At 61.1% G+C, this 15,855-nt stretch carries 13 protein-coding genes; all 13 read left to right on the top strand.

The genetic code is table 11. The annotated features are described in order from the left end of the window. Positions 1-102 precede the first annotated feature (102 nt). The 13 genes from HMPREF0326_RS09415 to HMPREF0326_RS09355 all read left to right on the top strand — a co-directional run bounded on the left by HMPREF0326_RS09415 (position 103) and on the right by HMPREF0326_RS09355 (position 15,815). Complete coding sequence (locus tag HMPREF0326_RS09415; protein WP_008684277.1) at positions 103-1,503, top strand: SLC13 family permease; 1,401 nt, start codon at positions 103-105, stop codon at positions 1,501-1,503. Between the two features lie 96 nt (positions 1,504-1,599). Continuing rightward, on the top strand, positions 1,600-3,189 hold the full coding sequence (locus HMPREF0326_RS09410; RefSeq protein WP_008684279.1) for an outer membrane homotrimeric porin: 1,590 nt from the start codon (positions 1,600-1,602) through the stop codon (positions 3,187-3,189). A gap of 285 nt (positions 3,190-3,474) precedes the next feature. Next, on the top strand, positions 3,475-4,812 hold the full coding sequence (locus HMPREF0326_RS09405) for an MFS transporter (protein ID WP_008684280.1): 1,338 nt from the start codon (positions 3,475-3,477) through the stop codon (positions 4,810-4,812). 55 nt (positions 4,813-4,867) lie between these two features. Next, positions 4,868-6,313 carry an aryl-sulfate sulfotransferase gene (locus HMPREF0326_RS09400; protein WP_008684282.1) on the top strand — a complete coding sequence of 482 codons (1,446 nt, stop codon included), beginning with the start codon at positions 4,868-4,870 and terminating at the stop codon, positions 6,311-6,313. 54 nt (positions 6,314-6,367) lie between these two features. After that, positions 6,368-7,192, top strand: coding sequence for a hypothetical protein (locus tag HMPREF0326_RS09395; protein WP_008684284.1), 825 nt, complete (start codon positions 6,368-6,370; stop codon positions 7,190-7,192). Between the two features lie 42 nt (positions 7,193-7,234). Beyond that, a complete protein-coding gene (locus HMPREF0326_RS09390; protein WP_008684286.1) occupies positions 7,235-8,605 on the top strand; it encodes a dihydrolipoyl dehydrogenase family protein in 1,371 nt (456 codons plus the stop codon). Positions 8,606-8,631: 26 nt separating this feature from the next. Beyond that, positions 8,632-9,015 carry a glycine cleavage system protein GcvH gene (gene gcvH / locus HMPREF0326_RS09385; protein ID WP_008684288.1) on the top strand — a complete coding sequence of 128 codons (384 nt, stop codon included), beginning with the start codon at positions 8,632-8,634 and terminating at the stop codon, positions 9,013-9,015. A 301-nt stretch (positions 9,016-9,316) separates the two neighbouring features. Next, on the top strand, positions 9,317-10,033 hold the full coding sequence (locus HMPREF0326_RS09380; RefSeq protein ID WP_008684291.1) for a FadR/GntR family transcriptional regulator: 717 nt from the start codon (positions 9,317-9,319) through the stop codon (positions 10,031-10,033). A 149-nt stretch (positions 10,034-10,182) separates the two neighbouring features. Further along, positions 10,183-10,668: a tripartite tricarboxylate transporter TctB family protein gene (locus tag HMPREF0326_RS09375; RefSeq protein ID WP_008684292.1), complete on the top strand. Its 486-nt coding sequence runs from the start codon at positions 10,183-10,185 to the stop codon at positions 10,666-10,668. Between the two features lie 98 nt (positions 10,669-10,766). Next, complete coding sequence (locus HMPREF0326_RS09370; protein WP_008684293.1) at positions 10,767-12,263, top strand: tripartite tricarboxylate transporter permease; 1,497 nt, start codon at positions 10,767-10,769, stop codon at positions 12,261-12,263. A gap of 21 nt (positions 12,264-12,284) precedes the next feature. Continuing rightward, positions 12,285-13,520 carry a M20/M25/M40 family metallo-hydrolase gene (locus HMPREF0326_RS09365; protein WP_008684294.1) on the top strand — a complete coding sequence of 412 codons (1,236 nt, stop codon included), beginning with the start codon at positions 12,285-12,287 and terminating at the stop codon, positions 13,518-13,520. 165 nt (positions 13,521-13,685) lie between these two features. Further along, a complete protein-coding gene (locus HMPREF0326_RS09360) occupies positions 13,686-14,663 on the top strand; it encodes a tripartite tricarboxylate transporter substrate binding protein (RefSeq protein ID WP_008684295.1) in 978 nt (325 codons plus the stop codon). 78 nt (positions 14,664-14,741) lie between these two features. Further along, positions 14,742-15,815 (top strand): ABC transporter substrate-binding protein, encoded by a 1,074-nt coding sequence (locus tag HMPREF0326_RS09355; protein WP_008684296.1) that lies wholly within the window; start codon positions 14,742-14,744, stop codon positions 15,813-15,815. Positions 15,816-15,855: the final 40 nt, after the last annotated feature.

Genomic DNA, 15,855 nt, shown 5'->3' with positions numbered 1-15,855 from the left:
CGCTTCCCATGCGGAGCGTTCCGGCCGGTTCCGCATCGGAACCCGTGCCCCGGGCGCGCTATTCCATCCCCCAACAGGTTCAGAATACGCAAGGAGCCGCGTATGTTCTTCAAGACTTCCGACTTCAACCCCAGCATGCTGGCCAAATGGGCCTTAAGCCTGATCCTTCCTCTGGGCGTCTATCTGCTCTTGCCCAGGGACGGCTCGCTCAGCCAACCCATGATGGCCTTTCTGGCCATCACGCTCTGGGCCGTGTGCGCCTGGGCCATGGACACCCTGAATGAAATCGCCGTGGGCATTCTGCTTCCCGCCCTGTACATCCTGTTCTGCGGGGTGGGCATGAAGGTGGTCTACAGCCCCTGGCTCTCCGAAGTGCCGATCATCGTCATCGGCGGCTTCATCCTCGGCAAGATCATTCAGGATACGGGCCTGGGCAAGCGCATCGCTCTCGGCTGCGTGCGCGCGGCGGGCGGCAGTTTTGCCGGGGCTCTTTGCGGCATCACTCTGGGCGCGGCCATCGTGTCCCCGCTGGTGCCTTCCATCATGGGCAAGGCCGCCATTTTCTGCGCCGTGGCCCTGAGCCTCTGCGACGCGCTGGACTTCAAGCCCAAAAGCCGCGAAGCCACGGCCGTGGTGCTGGGCACCTGCCTGGCAGTGGGTTCCACCAAGCTCTGCTATCTGACGGGCGCGGCGGACCTGACCATGGGCATGGGGCTGGCCGACAAGATCATGGGCACCCAGACCACCTGGATGCAATACGCTCTGCACAATTTCGTGCCCGGCATGCTGTACACGGCCATGTCCCTGGCCATTGTGCTGCTGGTGCTGCGCTCGCCGGTCAAAAAGGATGTCCTGCGCTGTGTGGTGCAGGAAAAATACCGTGAACTGGGCGTCATGGCGCCGGAACAGAAACGCGCTCTGGCTCTGCTGGTCCTGACCCTGGCCCTGCTGGCAACCGACAGCCTGCACGGCATCAGCGCGGGCGTGGTGCTGGTGCTGGTGTCCGTGGCTTCCTTTCTGCCCGGCGTCAGCCTGATGGACGGGCCACGCGTCAACAAGGTCAACTTCGCGCCGCTGTTCTTCATCATGGGCTGCATGTGCATCGGCAGCGCTGGCGGTTTCCTCAAGGTCACGGACTGGCTGGCCAACCTGGTGCTGCCCCTGTTCAGCAACATGGGGCCCACAGTGGCCGGGCTCTGTTCCTACCTGGTGGGTTTTCTCTCCAATTTCCTGCTCACGCCCCTGGCCGCCACCTCCACCCTCACCTCGCCCATCACCGAACTGGGCATGGATATGGGCCTTGACCCGCGCCTGCTTTACTATTCCTTCCAGTACGGCCTGGACAATCTGCTCTTCCCCTACGAGTACGCCCTGTATCTTTATTTCTTCAGCAGCGGCTACATCAACTTCAAGGAAATGCTGCTGGTCATGGCCATCCGCATCGTGCTGGCCGGCGCGTTTGTGGCCTTTGTGGCCGTGCCATACTGGCGCCTGGTTCTTTAGGGCCTATTTGCGGAGCGGCACGGTTTTTTCAGCGTCGGGCCGCTCTCATGGACGCTGCATTCGGGACGGTTGAAAATTTTTCCGAAGGAGAAGGCAATGAGAAAATGGGGAATTGTATTTCTGGCCGTAGCGCTGCTGCTCGGGGACGCAGCCACGGGGTGGGCCGTGGATTTCAAAGTCAAAGGAAGCTGGCAGTTCGCCTTTGACTATATCAACGGCGGCAATTTCATGGGCAAAAACCGCCAGGGCAGTCATCAAATCGGCCAGCAGTGGGCTGCCATACACCAGAAACGTGACGAATTCGAAGCCATCCAGCGTCTGCATTTGCAATTGCAGGCCGTGGCCTCCGAAAGCCTCGCGGGCGTGGTTTTTTTTGAAATCGGCGAGCAGCGCTGGGGCATGTCCGCCCAGGGCGGCGCGCTGGGCGCTGACGGCAGCAATATGGTCAAGGTCAAACAGGCCTATGTGGACTGGATGCCGCCGCATGCGGATCTCAAGGTGCGCATGGGCCTGCAGGGCGTCAGACTGCCCGGCTTCGCTCTGGACAATCCGGTCTTCAACGACGATGTGGCGGGCATCACCGCTTCCTACGCTTTCAACAAATCCTTTGGTCTGACTGCCCTGTGGATGCGGCCCTACAACGACAATTGGCTGGATACCGCCGATAACGGCGTCACGGCCGACTATCTGGACAACTTCGACCTCTTCGTCCTGCTGGCACCGGTGTCGCTGGACGGCATGAAGATCACCCCCTGGGCCATGGCCGGGGGCATGGGGCCCAATACGCTCAAGCCCTTTACCGTCAGGAATGCCGCCGGGAATAGCAAGACGTTCACCTTCAACAATCCCAGCAGCCAGGCCATTGACGGTCTCCAGATGCGGGACGGCCTCTTTCCCGCCGCCTTCAGCTCCGGCCGCGGCGGCGCATCCCTCTGGAATACGGCATACAGCACCATGTTCTGGGGCGGACTGACCGGCGAAGTCACGGCCTTTTCACCGTTCCGGGTCAGTTGGGATTTCATCTACGGCAGCGTGGACAACGGCCGGGAATACCTTAATCGCCAGGGCTGGTTCGGCATGCTGTTGGGCGAATACGATACGGACTGGGGCGTGCCCGGCCTGTACGGCTGGTATTTCAGCGGCGACGACGACAATCCGCACAACGGTTCCGAGCGCCTGCCCTACGTCGCCACCACCAACAACCTGACCAATTCCCTGTCCAGCTTCGGCTACCGGGGCAATCCGATCATGGGCGGCGGCAAGGGCGTACTGGGCACCAACCCCAACGGCACCTGGGGCGTGGGAGCGAGGATCAAAAGACTCAGTTTCATGGATGACCTCAGCCATACGCTGCGCGTGAACTACTTTGGCGGCACCAATGATCCCAAGATGGCCGCCTACATCACGGGGCGGCGTCCTATGGACGGCGCGGGCCGCGCGGTGTACCGCAACAATACGGACTTCAACTCCTTCGGCACCTACCTGACCCGCTCGGACAGCAGCCTGGAAATCAACTTCGACAGCACTTACAAGGCCGCAGAGAATCTCAGCTTCATTCTGGAAACCGGTTACATCCACCTCTGGCTGGATGAAGGCACCTGGGGCCGTTATGAAAATATCGCGGGCGACAGCCTGAATTACAAGGATGCCTGGAAAGTCAGCCTTAATGTAATTTACGCCTTTTAGAGCATGTAACACTTGAAATGTTCTTGTACGGGGAGCAAAGCCCGCCTACTCACATTTCGCGGCAAGGATTTGCAGACAGCCTGAAACAGCCCGGATATTTTCCGGGCTGTTTCTTTCTTCGCCTGCCACTTTGAATTTTTTTTCACTTTTTTGTGAAAGAGGTTGCAATGGCAACACTACGCGCGCCCACGGCGCGTTAGACTGACTTCACTACAAAAAAAGTCTCACGCGTCCATTGCTGTTCCCCTTCGTGCCCGGCCACACACAGCTTGGGAGGAAAATCCCATGAGTACCGCCGCCCCGCAGAAAATCAGCAACAACTACTTCGACGGTCTGCCGGTCACAGGTCCGCACAAGGCCATTTTTTTCATCATCATGATGGCCTACTTCTGTGAACAGATGGACAATTGGAACTTCGGCTTCATCGCTCCGGCCCTGATGCACTCCTGGGGGCTGACCCTGAAGGATATCGGCACGGTCAACTTCTGGTATTTCGCGGCCATGACCACCGGCGGCTTTATGGGCGGCGTTGTTTCTGATTTTATCGGTCGCCGCAAAACGTTCCTCATTGCCATTGTGGTCTTTTCCCTGGCTTCGGTGCTCAACGGCTTTACCAACAGTTTCCCGGTCTTTGTGGCCTCCAGAGCCATGACCGGTTTCGGCGTGTTCTGCCTGATGGTCTGCTCCCAGGCCTACATCGCGGAAATGGCCCCGGCGGAAACGCGCGGCAAGTGGCAGAATCTGGTGGCGGCCGTGGGATTTTCCGCCGTGCCGGTCATCGGCATTCTCTGCCGGGCCATCATTCCCCTGGCCGAGGAAGCTTGGCGCTATATCTTCTACTTCGGCGGCATCGGCTTGATCGCCTTTGCCATCGGGCTCAGATATCTGAAGGAGTCGCCGCGCTGGCTGGTGGCTCACGGCAGGCAGGCCGAGGCGGAGCAGGTGGTTTTCGAACTCACCGGCAAGCATGTGGATCTGAGCGAGGCGGTCGGGAAAGTCCAGGCCAAAACGCCGGTCCGCGAGGTGCTCACCGGTATGTTCCACCGCAAATACCTGAAGCGCACTCTGGTGCTTCTGGTCATTGTACTGCTGAGCAATCCCGTGACCTTCGCCATCAACAACTGGATGACCACTCTGCTCAAGGCTCACGGCTTCAGCCTGGAGGAAAGCCTCACGGCCACGACGCTCATTTCCATCGGCGTGCCGGCCGGGCTGTTCTTCTCATCCTTTGTTTCCGACAAAGGCGGACGCAAAATTCCGATCATGGCGGCGCTCTTCGTCCTCGCCGCGCTGACGCCGGTGCTGGGCAACCTGACCTCCTTCTGGGGCATTGTGGGCATGGGCTTTCTGATCACCTGCTTCATTCTGGGCATGAACTTCATGGTCTTTTCCTACACCGCCGAATCCTACCCCACCTGCATGCGCAATACGGCCACGGGCTTTCACAACTCCATGGGCCGCCTGGCTGTGGCCGCCACCCAGCCGCTGATCCCCCTGGCCTTCGCGGCCTACAATTTTGACGGCGTATTCTACATCATCAGCGTCATGTGCGTGATCCCCGCCGTGGTCGTGGGCCTCTGGGGTCAGCGCACCGGCGGCAAATCCCTGGAAGAAATCGCCTGATCATCCCTGATCTTCGGGCGTTACAGCTCATTCAACGCAAAAGGAGAGCACAGCTATGGGCCACCCGACCATCTATCCCACCGGCGTTACCGTGTACAATCCCGACAAATGCTGGAACGGCTTCACCATCTTTCAGGCCCACGAAGTGGGCGCGGTGCTCATGGATATGAACGGCCGTGAAGTCAAAGTCTGGCAGGGCGTCAACGGCATGCCCAACAAGCTCCTGCCCGGCGGCCAGATTCTGACCACGCGCGGCCTGCGCAACGGCAAATACGGCGTGCAGGACTATCTGGATCTGGTGCAGGTGGACTGGGACGGCAACATCGTCTGGAAATTCGACCGCAATGAATTTATCGAAGACCCCGGCACTCCGGGCCGCTGGATGGCTCGCTACCACCATGACCACCAGCGCGAGGGCAATCCCGTGGGCTATTACGCGCCGGGCATGGAACCCAAGACAGATTCGGGCAACACCCTGATCCTGGCCCATCGCAACGCCCGCAACAAGGACATCACGGACAAGCTGCTGCTGGACGACGTGATTCTGGAAGTGGACTGGGACGGCGACATCGTCTGGGAATGGTCCTGCAATGAGCACTTTCATGAAATGGGTTTCCGCGAAGGCCCCAAGAACACTCTTTGCCGCAATCCCAATTATCGCCCCACCCAGCCCGAAGGCATGGGCGACTGGATGCACACCAACTCCATGTCCGCGCTGGGCCCCAACAAATGGTATGACGCGGGCGACGAGCGCTTCCATCCCGGCAACATCATCGCCGACGGCCGCGAAGCCAATATTATCTTCATCATCAGCAAAAAGACCGGCAAGATCGTTTGGAAGTTGGGGCCGGACTACGACGCCAGCCCCGAAGCCAGAGCCATCGGCTGGATCATCGGCCAGCACCACGCGCACATGATCCCGCGCGGCCTGCCCGGCGAGGGCAATATCCTGGTCTTCGACAACGGCGGCTGGGGCGGCTATGATGTGCCCAATCCCGGCTCGCCCACGGGCGTCAAGGCCGCTCTGCGCGACCATTCCCGCGTCCTGGAAATCGACCCCGTGAGCCTGGAGATCGTCTGGCAGTACACCCCGTGCGAGGCCGGATTCCTGGCGCCCATGGACAGCAACCGTTTCTACAGTCCTTTTATCAGCAGCGCCCAGCGCCTGCCCAACGGCAATACCCTGATTACCGAGGGGTCGGACGGCCGTGTCTTTGAAGTCACCCGGGAGCATGAGCTGGTCTGGGAATATATTTCGCCCTACTGGGGCAAGCTGATCCCCATGAACATGGTGTACCGCGCCTACCGCGCGCCCTATGAATGGGCCCCGCAGGCGGGCAGGCCGGAGGAAAAAGCCATCGAACGCATTGATGTGAATACCTTCCGCATGCCCGGCGCGGCGGCTTTCGGCGACCGGGTTTCGGTGGTGGAGGTGGAAGGCTGCGCGCCTTTCGAACCGGACAACGCCCTGTGCGTGGCCTCGGTGGAAGATCCTGAATAACCGCTTGTTACGGACCGGCCGCCCCGCAACGGGCGGCCCCGACAGGAGAAAAACATGAGCATCACCCTGTATACCGCGCCTGACTGCATCCGCTGCAAAATCGTCAAAGCCTTTCTGGCCGAGCGCGACCTGCCCTACGACACTGTGGACTTCAAGGCCGATGCGCCGGTGTTCAATACCTTTTATCGCACCAACCGCAAAGCCATTTACCGCAATCCCGAAGGCGTGGAGTTTCCACTTTTCGACGACGGCACAGCCATCAAACAGGGCAGCGGCGAAATCATCGCCTATCTGCTTTCCGGGCATGAGATGGAAGCCTGCGTGACCCGCAGTGACATGCTCCACGGCGACATTTCCGGACTCTACCTCTCGCAATGCCCGGACGGTCAGGAGGACAATTTCGTGACTCTGGCGGACCGCCTCGCCAAGGGCGGCCTGCACGTCTGGGTTCAGAGCGACGGCCGCAAACCCGAACTGCTGGAACGTCTGCTGCAAATCAAGCCGGTGAGCGTGATTCTGAACTGCGTGGGCCCCGCGCCGATATATGAAAATCTGTTCGGTGCGGCCCCGAGCAAGGAAGAGCTGGCCAAAAGCATTGACCTGGTCCGCAAAACAGAAGACGGTGTCATCCGCTTCCTGGCGTATCCCGTGCCCCGCGCCGACGGTTCCGTATCCTGGCCCACGCGCGACGAGGCGGCGGGCGCGGCTCTGCTGGTTTCCGAAGCGGCGGGCGACCATACCCTGCCCTATGCCGTCGCCGCCGTCACGGCGGACATGCCTCAGGGCCTGCGCGGCCTGGAAGCTCTGCCCGACGCCATGCTGCTCAAATACCGCTCCGCCGCGCGGGAATTCCTGTTCAAGGCGGACATTGCCAAGTAACGCGGCACCGGCGCTAACCCATTTCTAGCAGGGAGCACTCCTATGGACAAATTTGACGTCATCATCATCGGCGGCGGCCCCGGCGGCGCGAAAACCGCTAAAATCCTCGCTGCCGCGGGCAAATCCGTGGCCTTGGTGGAAGACGCCCACTGGGGCGGCGTCTGCCTTAACTGCGGCTGCATTCCCACCAAGATGCTGTTAGGCGCTGTGGCCCCTAAAGGGCTGCTGCGCGGCCTGGAGCGCCAGCGTGTAGCCAAGGGAACCGTCGAAGTGGATTACGCGGCTCTACAGAAAAGAGTGCAGCGTTATACCAAGGCCTCCAGCCAGACTTTGGCCAAAGGGCTGGCCGACGCGGGCGTGACCCTGTTCAACGGGCGCGGGGTCTGCGCCGGAGAGCACGAGGTGCGGGTCGTGGCCGCCGACGGCGGCGAGCAGGCGCTTTCCGCACAGTACATTGTCCTGGCGGGCGGTTCCCGTTCCGCGTCCTTCCCCGGCCTGACTCCGGATCATGACGCGGTGCTCGACAGCACGGACCTGCTCAATGTCTCGGCTGTGCCCGAAAGCCTGATCATCGTGGGCGCGGGGGCCATCGGCCTGGAAATGGCCGACTTTTTCAGCGCCATGGGCAGCGCCGTCACCGTGGTGGAGGCGGCTCCGCAACTGGCCCCCACCGAAGATACGGACATCGCCCAGGAACTGCAGAAGCTGCTGGGCAAGGCCGGGCGCGTCTGTCTGGCGGGCGTCAAGGCATCTTCCCTGTTGACCAGGGACGGACAGGCCGTGCTGACGCTGGAGGACGGCCGGGAGCTGACCGCGGCCAAGGCCCTGGTGGCCGTGGGCCGCAAGCCCAATACCGACGGCCTGGAAGCTGAAAAGGCGGGCTGCGCCCTGAATAAACGCGGTTTCGTCACGGTGGACGACTACCTGCGGGCCGCGCCCACGGTCTTCGCCATCGGCGACATCAACGGCAAAACGCTGCTGGCCCATGCCGCCGAGCATCAGGGTGCCTACGTGGCCCGGCAGATTCTGGGGGAGGAAAGCGGAGCCTATGATTCCGGACCGGTGCCCTCCTGCATCTACGGCAGCCTGGAAGTCATGCGGGTGGGCAAAACCGCCCGGCAAGCCATGTCCGAGGGCGGCGAAGTGGCTGTTTCGCGCGCTATGCTTACGGGCAACGCCATCGCCCAGGCCGGGGGCGACGCTTCCGGTTTTGTGAAAGTCGTCTGGCAGGAGGGCCGCATGGCCGGCATCGCGGCCCTGGGGCACGGCGTGTCCCATCTGGTCACGGCGGCCCAGCTTCTGCTGCTGGGGCAATACAGCGGCGACAGGCTGCACAGTTTCATGTTCGCCCATCCCACCCTGGACGAGATACTCTCCGTGGCCGTCCAGGCCCCGCGTGAGCCCGCGGCCTGAGCTGCGGACAACTCAGGAGAAAACACATGAGCCTTTCCTATCCCGATGACCGCCGGTACCATCCGGAACACCTCTGGGCCCAGTCCCGGAGCGACGGCAGCGTACTGGTGGGCATTTCCGACTATGCCCAGGACCAATTGGGCGCGGTGATCTTTGTGGAACTGCCGGAAACAGGCGCGCATTTCACCCAAGGGCAGTCCTGCGCCTCCATTGAATCGGCCAAGGTGACTTCGGACGCCGTTATGCCGCTTTCCGGCACTGTGCTGGAAATCAACGAAGCCCTGGCCGACACGCCGGAACTGCTGAACCAAAGCCCCTACGGCGAGGGGTGGCTGGTACGCGTCAAAGCCGACGATCCTGCTGAGCCGGGCCTGATCAGCGCGGCGGCCTACGCCGCTCAAATGGCCTGACCCCTTTCTCATGCTCATTGCGGCGTCCCCCGTGGGCCGGGCAATTCCGCTCCGGCCTGCCGGGGACGCTTTTTTTGTGCGCAAACAATATTTCTGATTCAACCATTCTCCAACCTTTCTGAAACATTCTTTTATTAAATGGCCACATATTTTGCAGCATGATTTCCAAAAATATATTTAACAAATTGAAATAAAAAATTATTATTTTTTATCTTATAGAGAAAATTGGTTTAAAAAAGGTTGACATAAAAAGCACAAGCAGCCATAGTCAAATCAACCATACCCAACCAAGAGCAGTATCATGCCCGTAACCGCCATCCACAGAGAGGGCGCAAGCCCGCGCCGCAGCTACCAGCGGCTTTCGGAACGCCTGCGGCAGTTCATGGCCGAAGGCCGTTTCCAGAGCGGCGACAAGCTGCCTCCGGAACGCGCTTTGGCAGAGAGCTTCGGTGTTTCCCGCAGCAGCATCCGCAAGGCCATTCAGATGCTGGCCGGAAAAGGCCTTCTGGAAAGCCGCCAGGGCGACGGAACCTATGTACGCGCGCCCGACATGGAACCCCTCAAAAATGCCATCCTGGAGGCCGTGGATTCGGAAAACCTGGTGTTCGACGAAGTCATGGAATTCCGCAGAATCCTTGAACCCGCCATTGCCGAGCTGGCCGCCTTGCGCCACAGCCCCGAACAGCTCGACCAATTGAAGATCATCACCTGCGACCAGCAGCGCCGCCTGTTGACCGGTCAGGAAGACGGCGACCTTGACGCCCGTTTTCACCATTGCCTGGCCCTGTGCGCGGGCAACAGCCTGCTTGCCGGAACCATGGCCCAGCTGAACAGTCACTACGCCGCCGGACGTACGGCGGAGTTGCGCGACACGCAATGGCGCCAGTTTTCGGTTTCCTCGCATCTGCGGATCATCGACGCTCTGGAGCGCCGCTCGCCCGCCGATTCCCGCAAGGCCATTAAGGAACACCTGGATACCGTGCTTCAAAAACATCCTTTTGTGATTGCGAGAGACTAGCCATGTCATTGCTTATGCGGAGGCATACACACGAACAGAGGACCGACCACGGCCGGTGCGGTCCACCGTAGGCGGGAAACGCAGACGCGTTCCCACCGCGCAGTCCCTTTCCCAAGGTATTCCGCAGCGAAACCAGAGAGAGGAAAAGCATGAAAAGCCCAACAGACGTTGTCAGCGGCCTTATTCTGCTCGGATTGTGCGCCGTGGGCGCATACAGCGTCAGCCTGCTGCCGCCGGCCGGGAACACGGAAAACGTGGGGCCCGCCGGTGTGCCCAGGGCGGTTCTCGTCATTCTTGCCGTTCTGAGCTGTGTTCTGCTCATCAAGGGCCTGCGGCAAAAGCCCCTCAAACGCTACTGGCCCGAACCCCATGTCTTCAAAAAAGTCCTTTTCTTTCTCGGCCTCTTCTACCTGTATCTGATCACGCTGACCGGACTCGGCGATCTTTTCGCCGCCATGGAGAATCCGCCTTTTACCTCGGGCGGAGCCTTCGGCATCAGCACATTTCTCTTTCTTCTGTTCGCACTGCCTCTGCTCGGCAGGCGCAAGCCGCTGGAAATTGTTCTGGTCGCGGTATTGACCACGGCCGCCCTGCTCACGGCCTTCGGCTGGTTTTTCCAGGTCATGTTGCCATGAGGCCCCGGCCCGCAGCACAACCGGCATCCGTTCTCAGAGCATTTCAACTTTGAAATTGGACACAATTTCAAAGTTGAAATGCTCCAGGGGAGAAAGACATGTTTGCGAACATCCTTGACGGCATTATGAGCGCCCTCAGTCTGAGCGCCCTGTTGGCCAACCTCATGGGCGTGGCCCTGGGGATCATCTTCGGCGCCCTGCCCGGCCTCACGGCGGCCATGGGCGTGGCTCTTCTCATCCCGCTGACCTTCGGCATGGCTCCGGTGGACGCCTTTTCAGCCCTGCTCGGCATGTATTGCGGGGCCATTTACGGCGGCTGCATCACGGCCATTCTGGTGGGCACGCCGGGCACGGTTTCCGCAGCGGCCACCATGCTGGAAGGTCCGGCCCTGACCGCGCGCGGCGAATCCCGCAAAGCTCTGGACATGGCCACCATAGCCTCCTTCATCGGCGGCATTTTCAGCGCGCTGGCCCTGGTCTCCGTAGCGCCGCTGCTGGCCCGCGCGGCCATGTCCTTCAGCGCGCCGGAGTATTTCGCCGTGGCGGTCTTCGGCCTGACCATCGTGGCCTCTCTCTCTTCCGGCCACCTGATCAAAGGCCTGATCTCCGCCTGCGTGGGCCTGTTTCTCGCCACCATCGGCCTGGACCCGGTCACCGGCGACATGCGCAATACCTTCGATATTCCGGATCTCTTCAACGGCCTGTCACTGGTGCCGGTGCTGGTGGGCCTGTTCGCCATGTCCCAGGTGCTGGTGACCGTGGAGGACGTTGCCCGGGGCGTATCGCTCAAGGAAAGCAAGATATCCAGGCGCGGCCTTTCCTTCAAAGAGCTTACCGGCAATGCCGTAAACTTTCTGCGCTCCTCGGCCATCGGCACGGCCATTGGGATCATTCCGGCCACCGGCGTGAGCGCGGCCACCTTTTTCGCCTACTCCGAGGCCAAGCGCCACTCCAAGACGCCGGAAATGTACGGCAAGGGCTGCCTTGAGGGCATCGCCGCCACGGAATCCTCCAACAACGCCGTCTGCGGCGGCGCGCTGATCCCCCTGCTGACCCTGGGCGTGCCCGGCGACATCATCACCGCTATTATGCTGGGCGCGTTGATGATCCAGGGCCTGACGCCCGGCCCGCTGCTTTTTGTGGAGCATCCGGTCACGGTGTACGGCATTTTCTCGGCCTTCATCATCGCCAATGTGCTGATGCTGGTCTGCGGGCTTATTGCAGTGCGCGGGGCCAACAAGATCACGGCCATTCCCGGCGGTGTGCTCATGCCCATCGTGGTCACGCTCTGTGCGGTGGGCGGCTATGCAGTGAACAATTCCACCTTTGACCTGCTGGTGGTGGCGGTATTCGGCACAGTGGGCTATCTGATGACCAAGTGCGACTTCCCTCTGCCACCGCTGCTGCTGGCCATGATCCTGGAACCCATCGCCGAAGCCAACTTCCGACGGGCATTAAGCATCTCCCAGAACGACTACGCCATCTTTTACACCAGCCCCGTGGCCTGCATTGTCCTGGGGCTCAGCCTGTTCGTACTGGTCAAGTCCGTATACGACGACATCCGCGCTTCCCAGAAGAACCCACGCCAATCCTGACCAACAGCCAAGGAGCCGCACATGGAACTCGCGCAATGGAAAGAAAAGCTGGATGCCTGGTTCAATGACAAGGAACCCGAGATGTTCGCCCTTCTGGAACGCATCGTGAACATGGATTCTTTTTCCCACGACGGCGGGGATGTGAACAAACTGGGCGAGACGCTCGCCGCCTGGATGGCCGGAGCGGGCTTTCAGGCGGCCATGCTGCCCAAAAGGCCCTCGCCGCCCGATGAGCCCTGGATGGATGCCCTGGGCAACGTGTTCTGCGCCCGCAGCCATGCCGAGGAAGCCGGACCGGGCGTGGCCTTCATCGGGCACATGGACACGGTCTTTCCGGCCGGGACGGCGGCGGCCCGCCCCTTCCGCCTGGACCGAGCCGCCGACAGAGCCACCGGCCCCGGCATTCTGGACATGAAGGCCGGGCTTGTGATCAACATGTTCGTAGCCAGGGCCCTGAAAGAACTGGACCTGATGCCTGTGCCCATGACCCTGACCTTTTCGCCCGACGAGGAACTGGGTTCGCCCTCCACCACGCCTCTGCTCGGCCAGATGCTTAACGGCGCGCACGCGGTACTCTGCACGGAGCCGGGCTATCCCGGCGGCGGGGTTTCCGTGGAACGCAAGGGCTCCGGCCACTTCCTGCTTGAAATTCAGGGCAAGTCCGCCCATGCCGGGCGCAATTACGAGGAAGGCGCTTCCGCCGTTCTTGAACTGGCCCACAAAATCCTAGCTTTCAACGAACATCTGGATCTCGCCAGAGGCACCACGGTGAACACCGGCCTGATCAGCGGCGGCATTTCGGCCAATTCCGTGGCCCCCAATGCTCGGGCACGCCTCCATTGCACCTTCCGCACGCTGGAGGCCGGTCGCAAACTTGTGGAGGATATCCGGGCCGATGTGGCGAAAACCTGGATTCCCGGCACTGTTTCCAGTGCCAGCGGCGGCATGCGGCTGTATCCGCTGACGCCCACTCCCAAGGTTCAGGCCCTGTGGCAACTGGTACGGCAGGCCGGAGAGGTTCTGGAGTATCCGGTACACTGCATCCGCTCCAAAGGAGCGGCGGAGTCGGGCTACTGCTCAAGCATCCTGGACCTGCCGGTCGTCTGCAGCCTGGGACCGGAGGGTACAGGCCTGCATGCCGACGACGAGTACATCACCCCCTCGACCTTCCTGCCGCGCGCCAAACTGGTGGCCCTGGCCGCCCTGCAGGCGGCGCGCGTTTTTGACGCATCCCCTCGGAGAGCAATTTCGAAATGAAATTGCTCTCGCCGTACACAGTGCGGTGCGCCGCAACGCGGCGTGGATTCAGCCGATAAGCGCGGTTATCGGCTGAATGAAGCGTTGAAACACGGAGTGTTTCAAAAGCAAAATATTCTAAAGTACAACTTTAATATTCACGAGCCCGCAACGAAGGAGACCATTATGATTACGCTGATGCGCCTTTTCCGCGCCGCGCTGACGACCTGCGCCCTCTTGCTGCCGCTTTCGCCGGGTATGGCCCGGGCCGCGTATCCCGACAGACCCGTCAACATCATCATCCCCTTCGGGCCGGGCGGCGCGGTGGACATTGCCGCCCGCATCCTGGCCGAATACTTTCAGACCAAACACAACATCACGCTGAATATTCTCTGCAAAGCCGGGGGCGCGGGCGCTCCGGCCATGCTGGAAGTGGCCAAGGCCCGGCCCGACGGCTACACTTACGGCTTCCCGTCCGTGACGACATTTTCAACCACGCCCCAGGTCAAGGCCACAGGCTACAACATCAAGGATTTCCGCACGGTAGCGCAAGTCTCCGTCATGTGGCTGAGTCTGGCCGTCAACGCCGATTCGCCGATCAAGGATTTCAAGGGGCTCATTGAAGCGGCCAAGGCCAATCCCGGCAAATACAATTATGCAAGCCACGGCGCGCTTTCCACCCAGCGCCTGTTCATGACCCTGCTGCTGAAGCAGTTCCCGGACGTGACCCTGCCTCATGTGGCCTATACCAGCGGCCACGACGTCTCCACCGCCCTGCTGGGACGCCATGTCACCAGCGGTTTCGGAGTGACCATCAACCAGAAGCCCTATGTGCTCTCCGGCGATTTCAGAATGATCGGCGTCTCCAGCCCCGAGCGCCTGCCGGAATTCCCCGACGTTCCCACCTTTGCCGAACAGCTCGGCAATAAGGAATTGACGCTGGGCTCGGCCCATGGTCTGTTGGCCCCCAGGCGCGTGCCCGACGATCGTGTGGAGACCATGCAGAATCTGATCAAGGAGGCGCTGGCCGACCCCGGCGTGCAGGCTAAGTTCGCCAAGGCCGGTCTGAGCACCGACTACCTCTCGGCCAAGGAATTCCAGCAGGTGCTGGACAAGAGCTGGCAAACCATCGGCACGATCATGAAGGAAAACAAGTTTAACTGAGACGGTGCGCTCCCGCGCCCGGATCGCAGGCATGGGGAAGCGCCGGACAAACGTCCGGCGCTCCGGAGGAACGAGAGCATGAAAATAACAACTGGTGTGGTGATCTTCTGTCTGGCGGTTCTGACTCTCTTCTGCGGAAGCCGCGCCGCGCTGGCGGCCGCGGCTCCGGTGCCCATGAAAACGGCCTGGCTGGGGGAAAATGAGGCCTTTGCCGTCTGGTACGTCAAGAAGCACGGTTGGGACAGGGAAGTCGGCCTGGATGTTTCCATGTTGCGCTTCGGCTCGGGCAAGGCCATTGTCGAGGGCATCCTGGCCTATGACTGGGCCGTGGCCGGATGCGGCGCCGTGCCCGCCCTCACGGCCGCGCTCAATGACCGCCTGGACATCATCGCCGTGGCCAACGACGAATCCCTGGCCAACGCCCTGTATGTGCGGGCCGACAGTCCCATACTCAAGGTCAAGGGCGCCAATCCCGCCTTTCCGGAGATCTACGGCGACCGCGCCAGCGTGGCCAAAAAGCTGATCCTCTGCCCCAAGGCGACCTCCGCGCACTACCTGATGACGGCCTGGCTCAAGGCTCTGGGTCTGAGCGAAAAAGACGTGCGCGTCAGATATATGGACCCGACCCCTGCCTTGGGCGCGTTTTTCGGCGGTCTGGGCGACGCTGTGGCGCTCTGGGCGCCCCTGACCTATGAAGCGGAACAAAAAGGCTTCAAAGCCGCGGCGCTTTCCAATCACTGCGGCGTATCCCAACCCGTGTTGCTGGTCGCCAACCGCGCCTATGCCGACAAATACCCGCAGCGGATCGAAGCCTTCCTCAAAATGTACTTCCGCGCCGTGGACATGCTGCGCGCCACGCCGCCGGAAAACCTGGCGGCGGACTACAGCCGCTTTTTCAAGGAATGGACGGGCCTGGAGCTGACTCCCGAACAGGCCGTGCAGGATCTCAAGGCCCATCCCGTCTTCACGCTCAACGAGCAGCTTGCTCTTTTCAACGCCGCCCAAGGCAAAAGCAAACTCCAAACCTGGCTGGGCGATATCGCGGCCTTTTACGAAAGCATCGGGTCCGTGCGCGAAGCCGATCGGCCTCGCCTGGAACGCATGAACGCCGTGACCGACGTCTATCTCAAGGCCATCAGCCCCAAACCTTAACGCGTACCCTCACGAGAGCCTCTTGTCTCCGGCAGCGTCA

The sequence above is a fragment of the Desulfovibrio sp. 3_1_syn3 genome, from assembly GCF_000145315.2.
GTDB classification, from domain to species: Bacteria; Desulfobacterota; Desulfovibrionia; order Desulfovibrionales; family Desulfovibrionaceae; genus Desulfovibrio; species Desulfovibrio fairfieldensis.
The sequence above is the reverse complement of the archived record's forward strand: the minus strand, read 5'-3'. Positions and strand labels throughout refer to the sequence as shown.

Excerpts from the sequence above, each read along its gene's own strand:
- HMPREF0326_RS09415 (WP_008684277.1), top strand. The coding sequence starts at position 103 with ATGTTCTTCAAGACTTCCGACTTCAACCCCAGCATGCTGGCCAAATGG.
- HMPREF0326_RS09410 (WP_008684279.1), top strand. The coding sequence starts at position 1,600 with ATGAGAAAATGGGGAATTGTATTTCTGGCCGTAGCGCTGCTGCTCGGG.
- HMPREF0326_RS09405 (WP_008684280.1), top strand. The coding sequence starts at position 3,475 with ATGAGTACCGCCGCCCCGCAGAAAATCAGCAACAACTACTTCGACGGT.
- HMPREF0326_RS09400 (WP_008684282.1), top strand. The coding sequence starts at position 4,868 with ATGGGCCACCCGACCATCTATCCCACCGGCGTTACCGTGTACAATCCC.
- HMPREF0326_RS09395 (WP_008684284.1), top strand. The coding sequence starts at position 6,368 with ATGAGCATCACCCTGTATACCGCGCCTGACTGCATCCGCTGCAAAATC.
- HMPREF0326_RS09390 (WP_008684286.1), top strand. The coding sequence starts at position 7,235 with ATGGACAAATTTGACGTCATCATCATCGGCGGCGGCCCCGGCGGCGCG.
- gcvH (WP_008684288.1), top strand. The coding sequence starts at position 8,632 with ATGAGCCTTTCCTATCCCGATGACCGCCGGTACCATCCGGAACACCTC.
- HMPREF0326_RS09380 (WP_008684291.1), top strand. The coding sequence starts at position 9,317 with ATGCCCGTAACCGCCATCCACAGAGAGGGCGCAAGCCCGCGCCGCAGC.
- HMPREF0326_RS09375 (WP_008684292.1), top strand. The coding sequence starts at position 10,183 with ATGAAAAGCCCAACAGACGTTGTCAGCGGCCTTATTCTGCTCGGATTG.
- HMPREF0326_RS09370 (WP_008684293.1), top strand. The coding sequence starts at position 10,767 with ATGTTTGCGAACATCCTTGACGGCATTATGAGCGCCCTCAGTCTGAGC.
- HMPREF0326_RS09365 (WP_008684294.1), top strand. The coding sequence starts at position 12,285 with ATGGAACTCGCGCAATGGAAAGAAAAGCTGGATGCCTGGTTCAATGAC.
- HMPREF0326_RS09360 (WP_008684295.1), top strand. The coding sequence starts at position 13,686 with ATGATTACGCTGATGCGCCTTTTCCGCGCCGCGCTGACGACCTGCGCC.
- HMPREF0326_RS09355 (WP_008684296.1), top strand. The coding sequence starts at position 14,742 with ATGAAAATAACAACTGGTGTGGTGATCTTCTGTCTGGCGGTTCTGACT.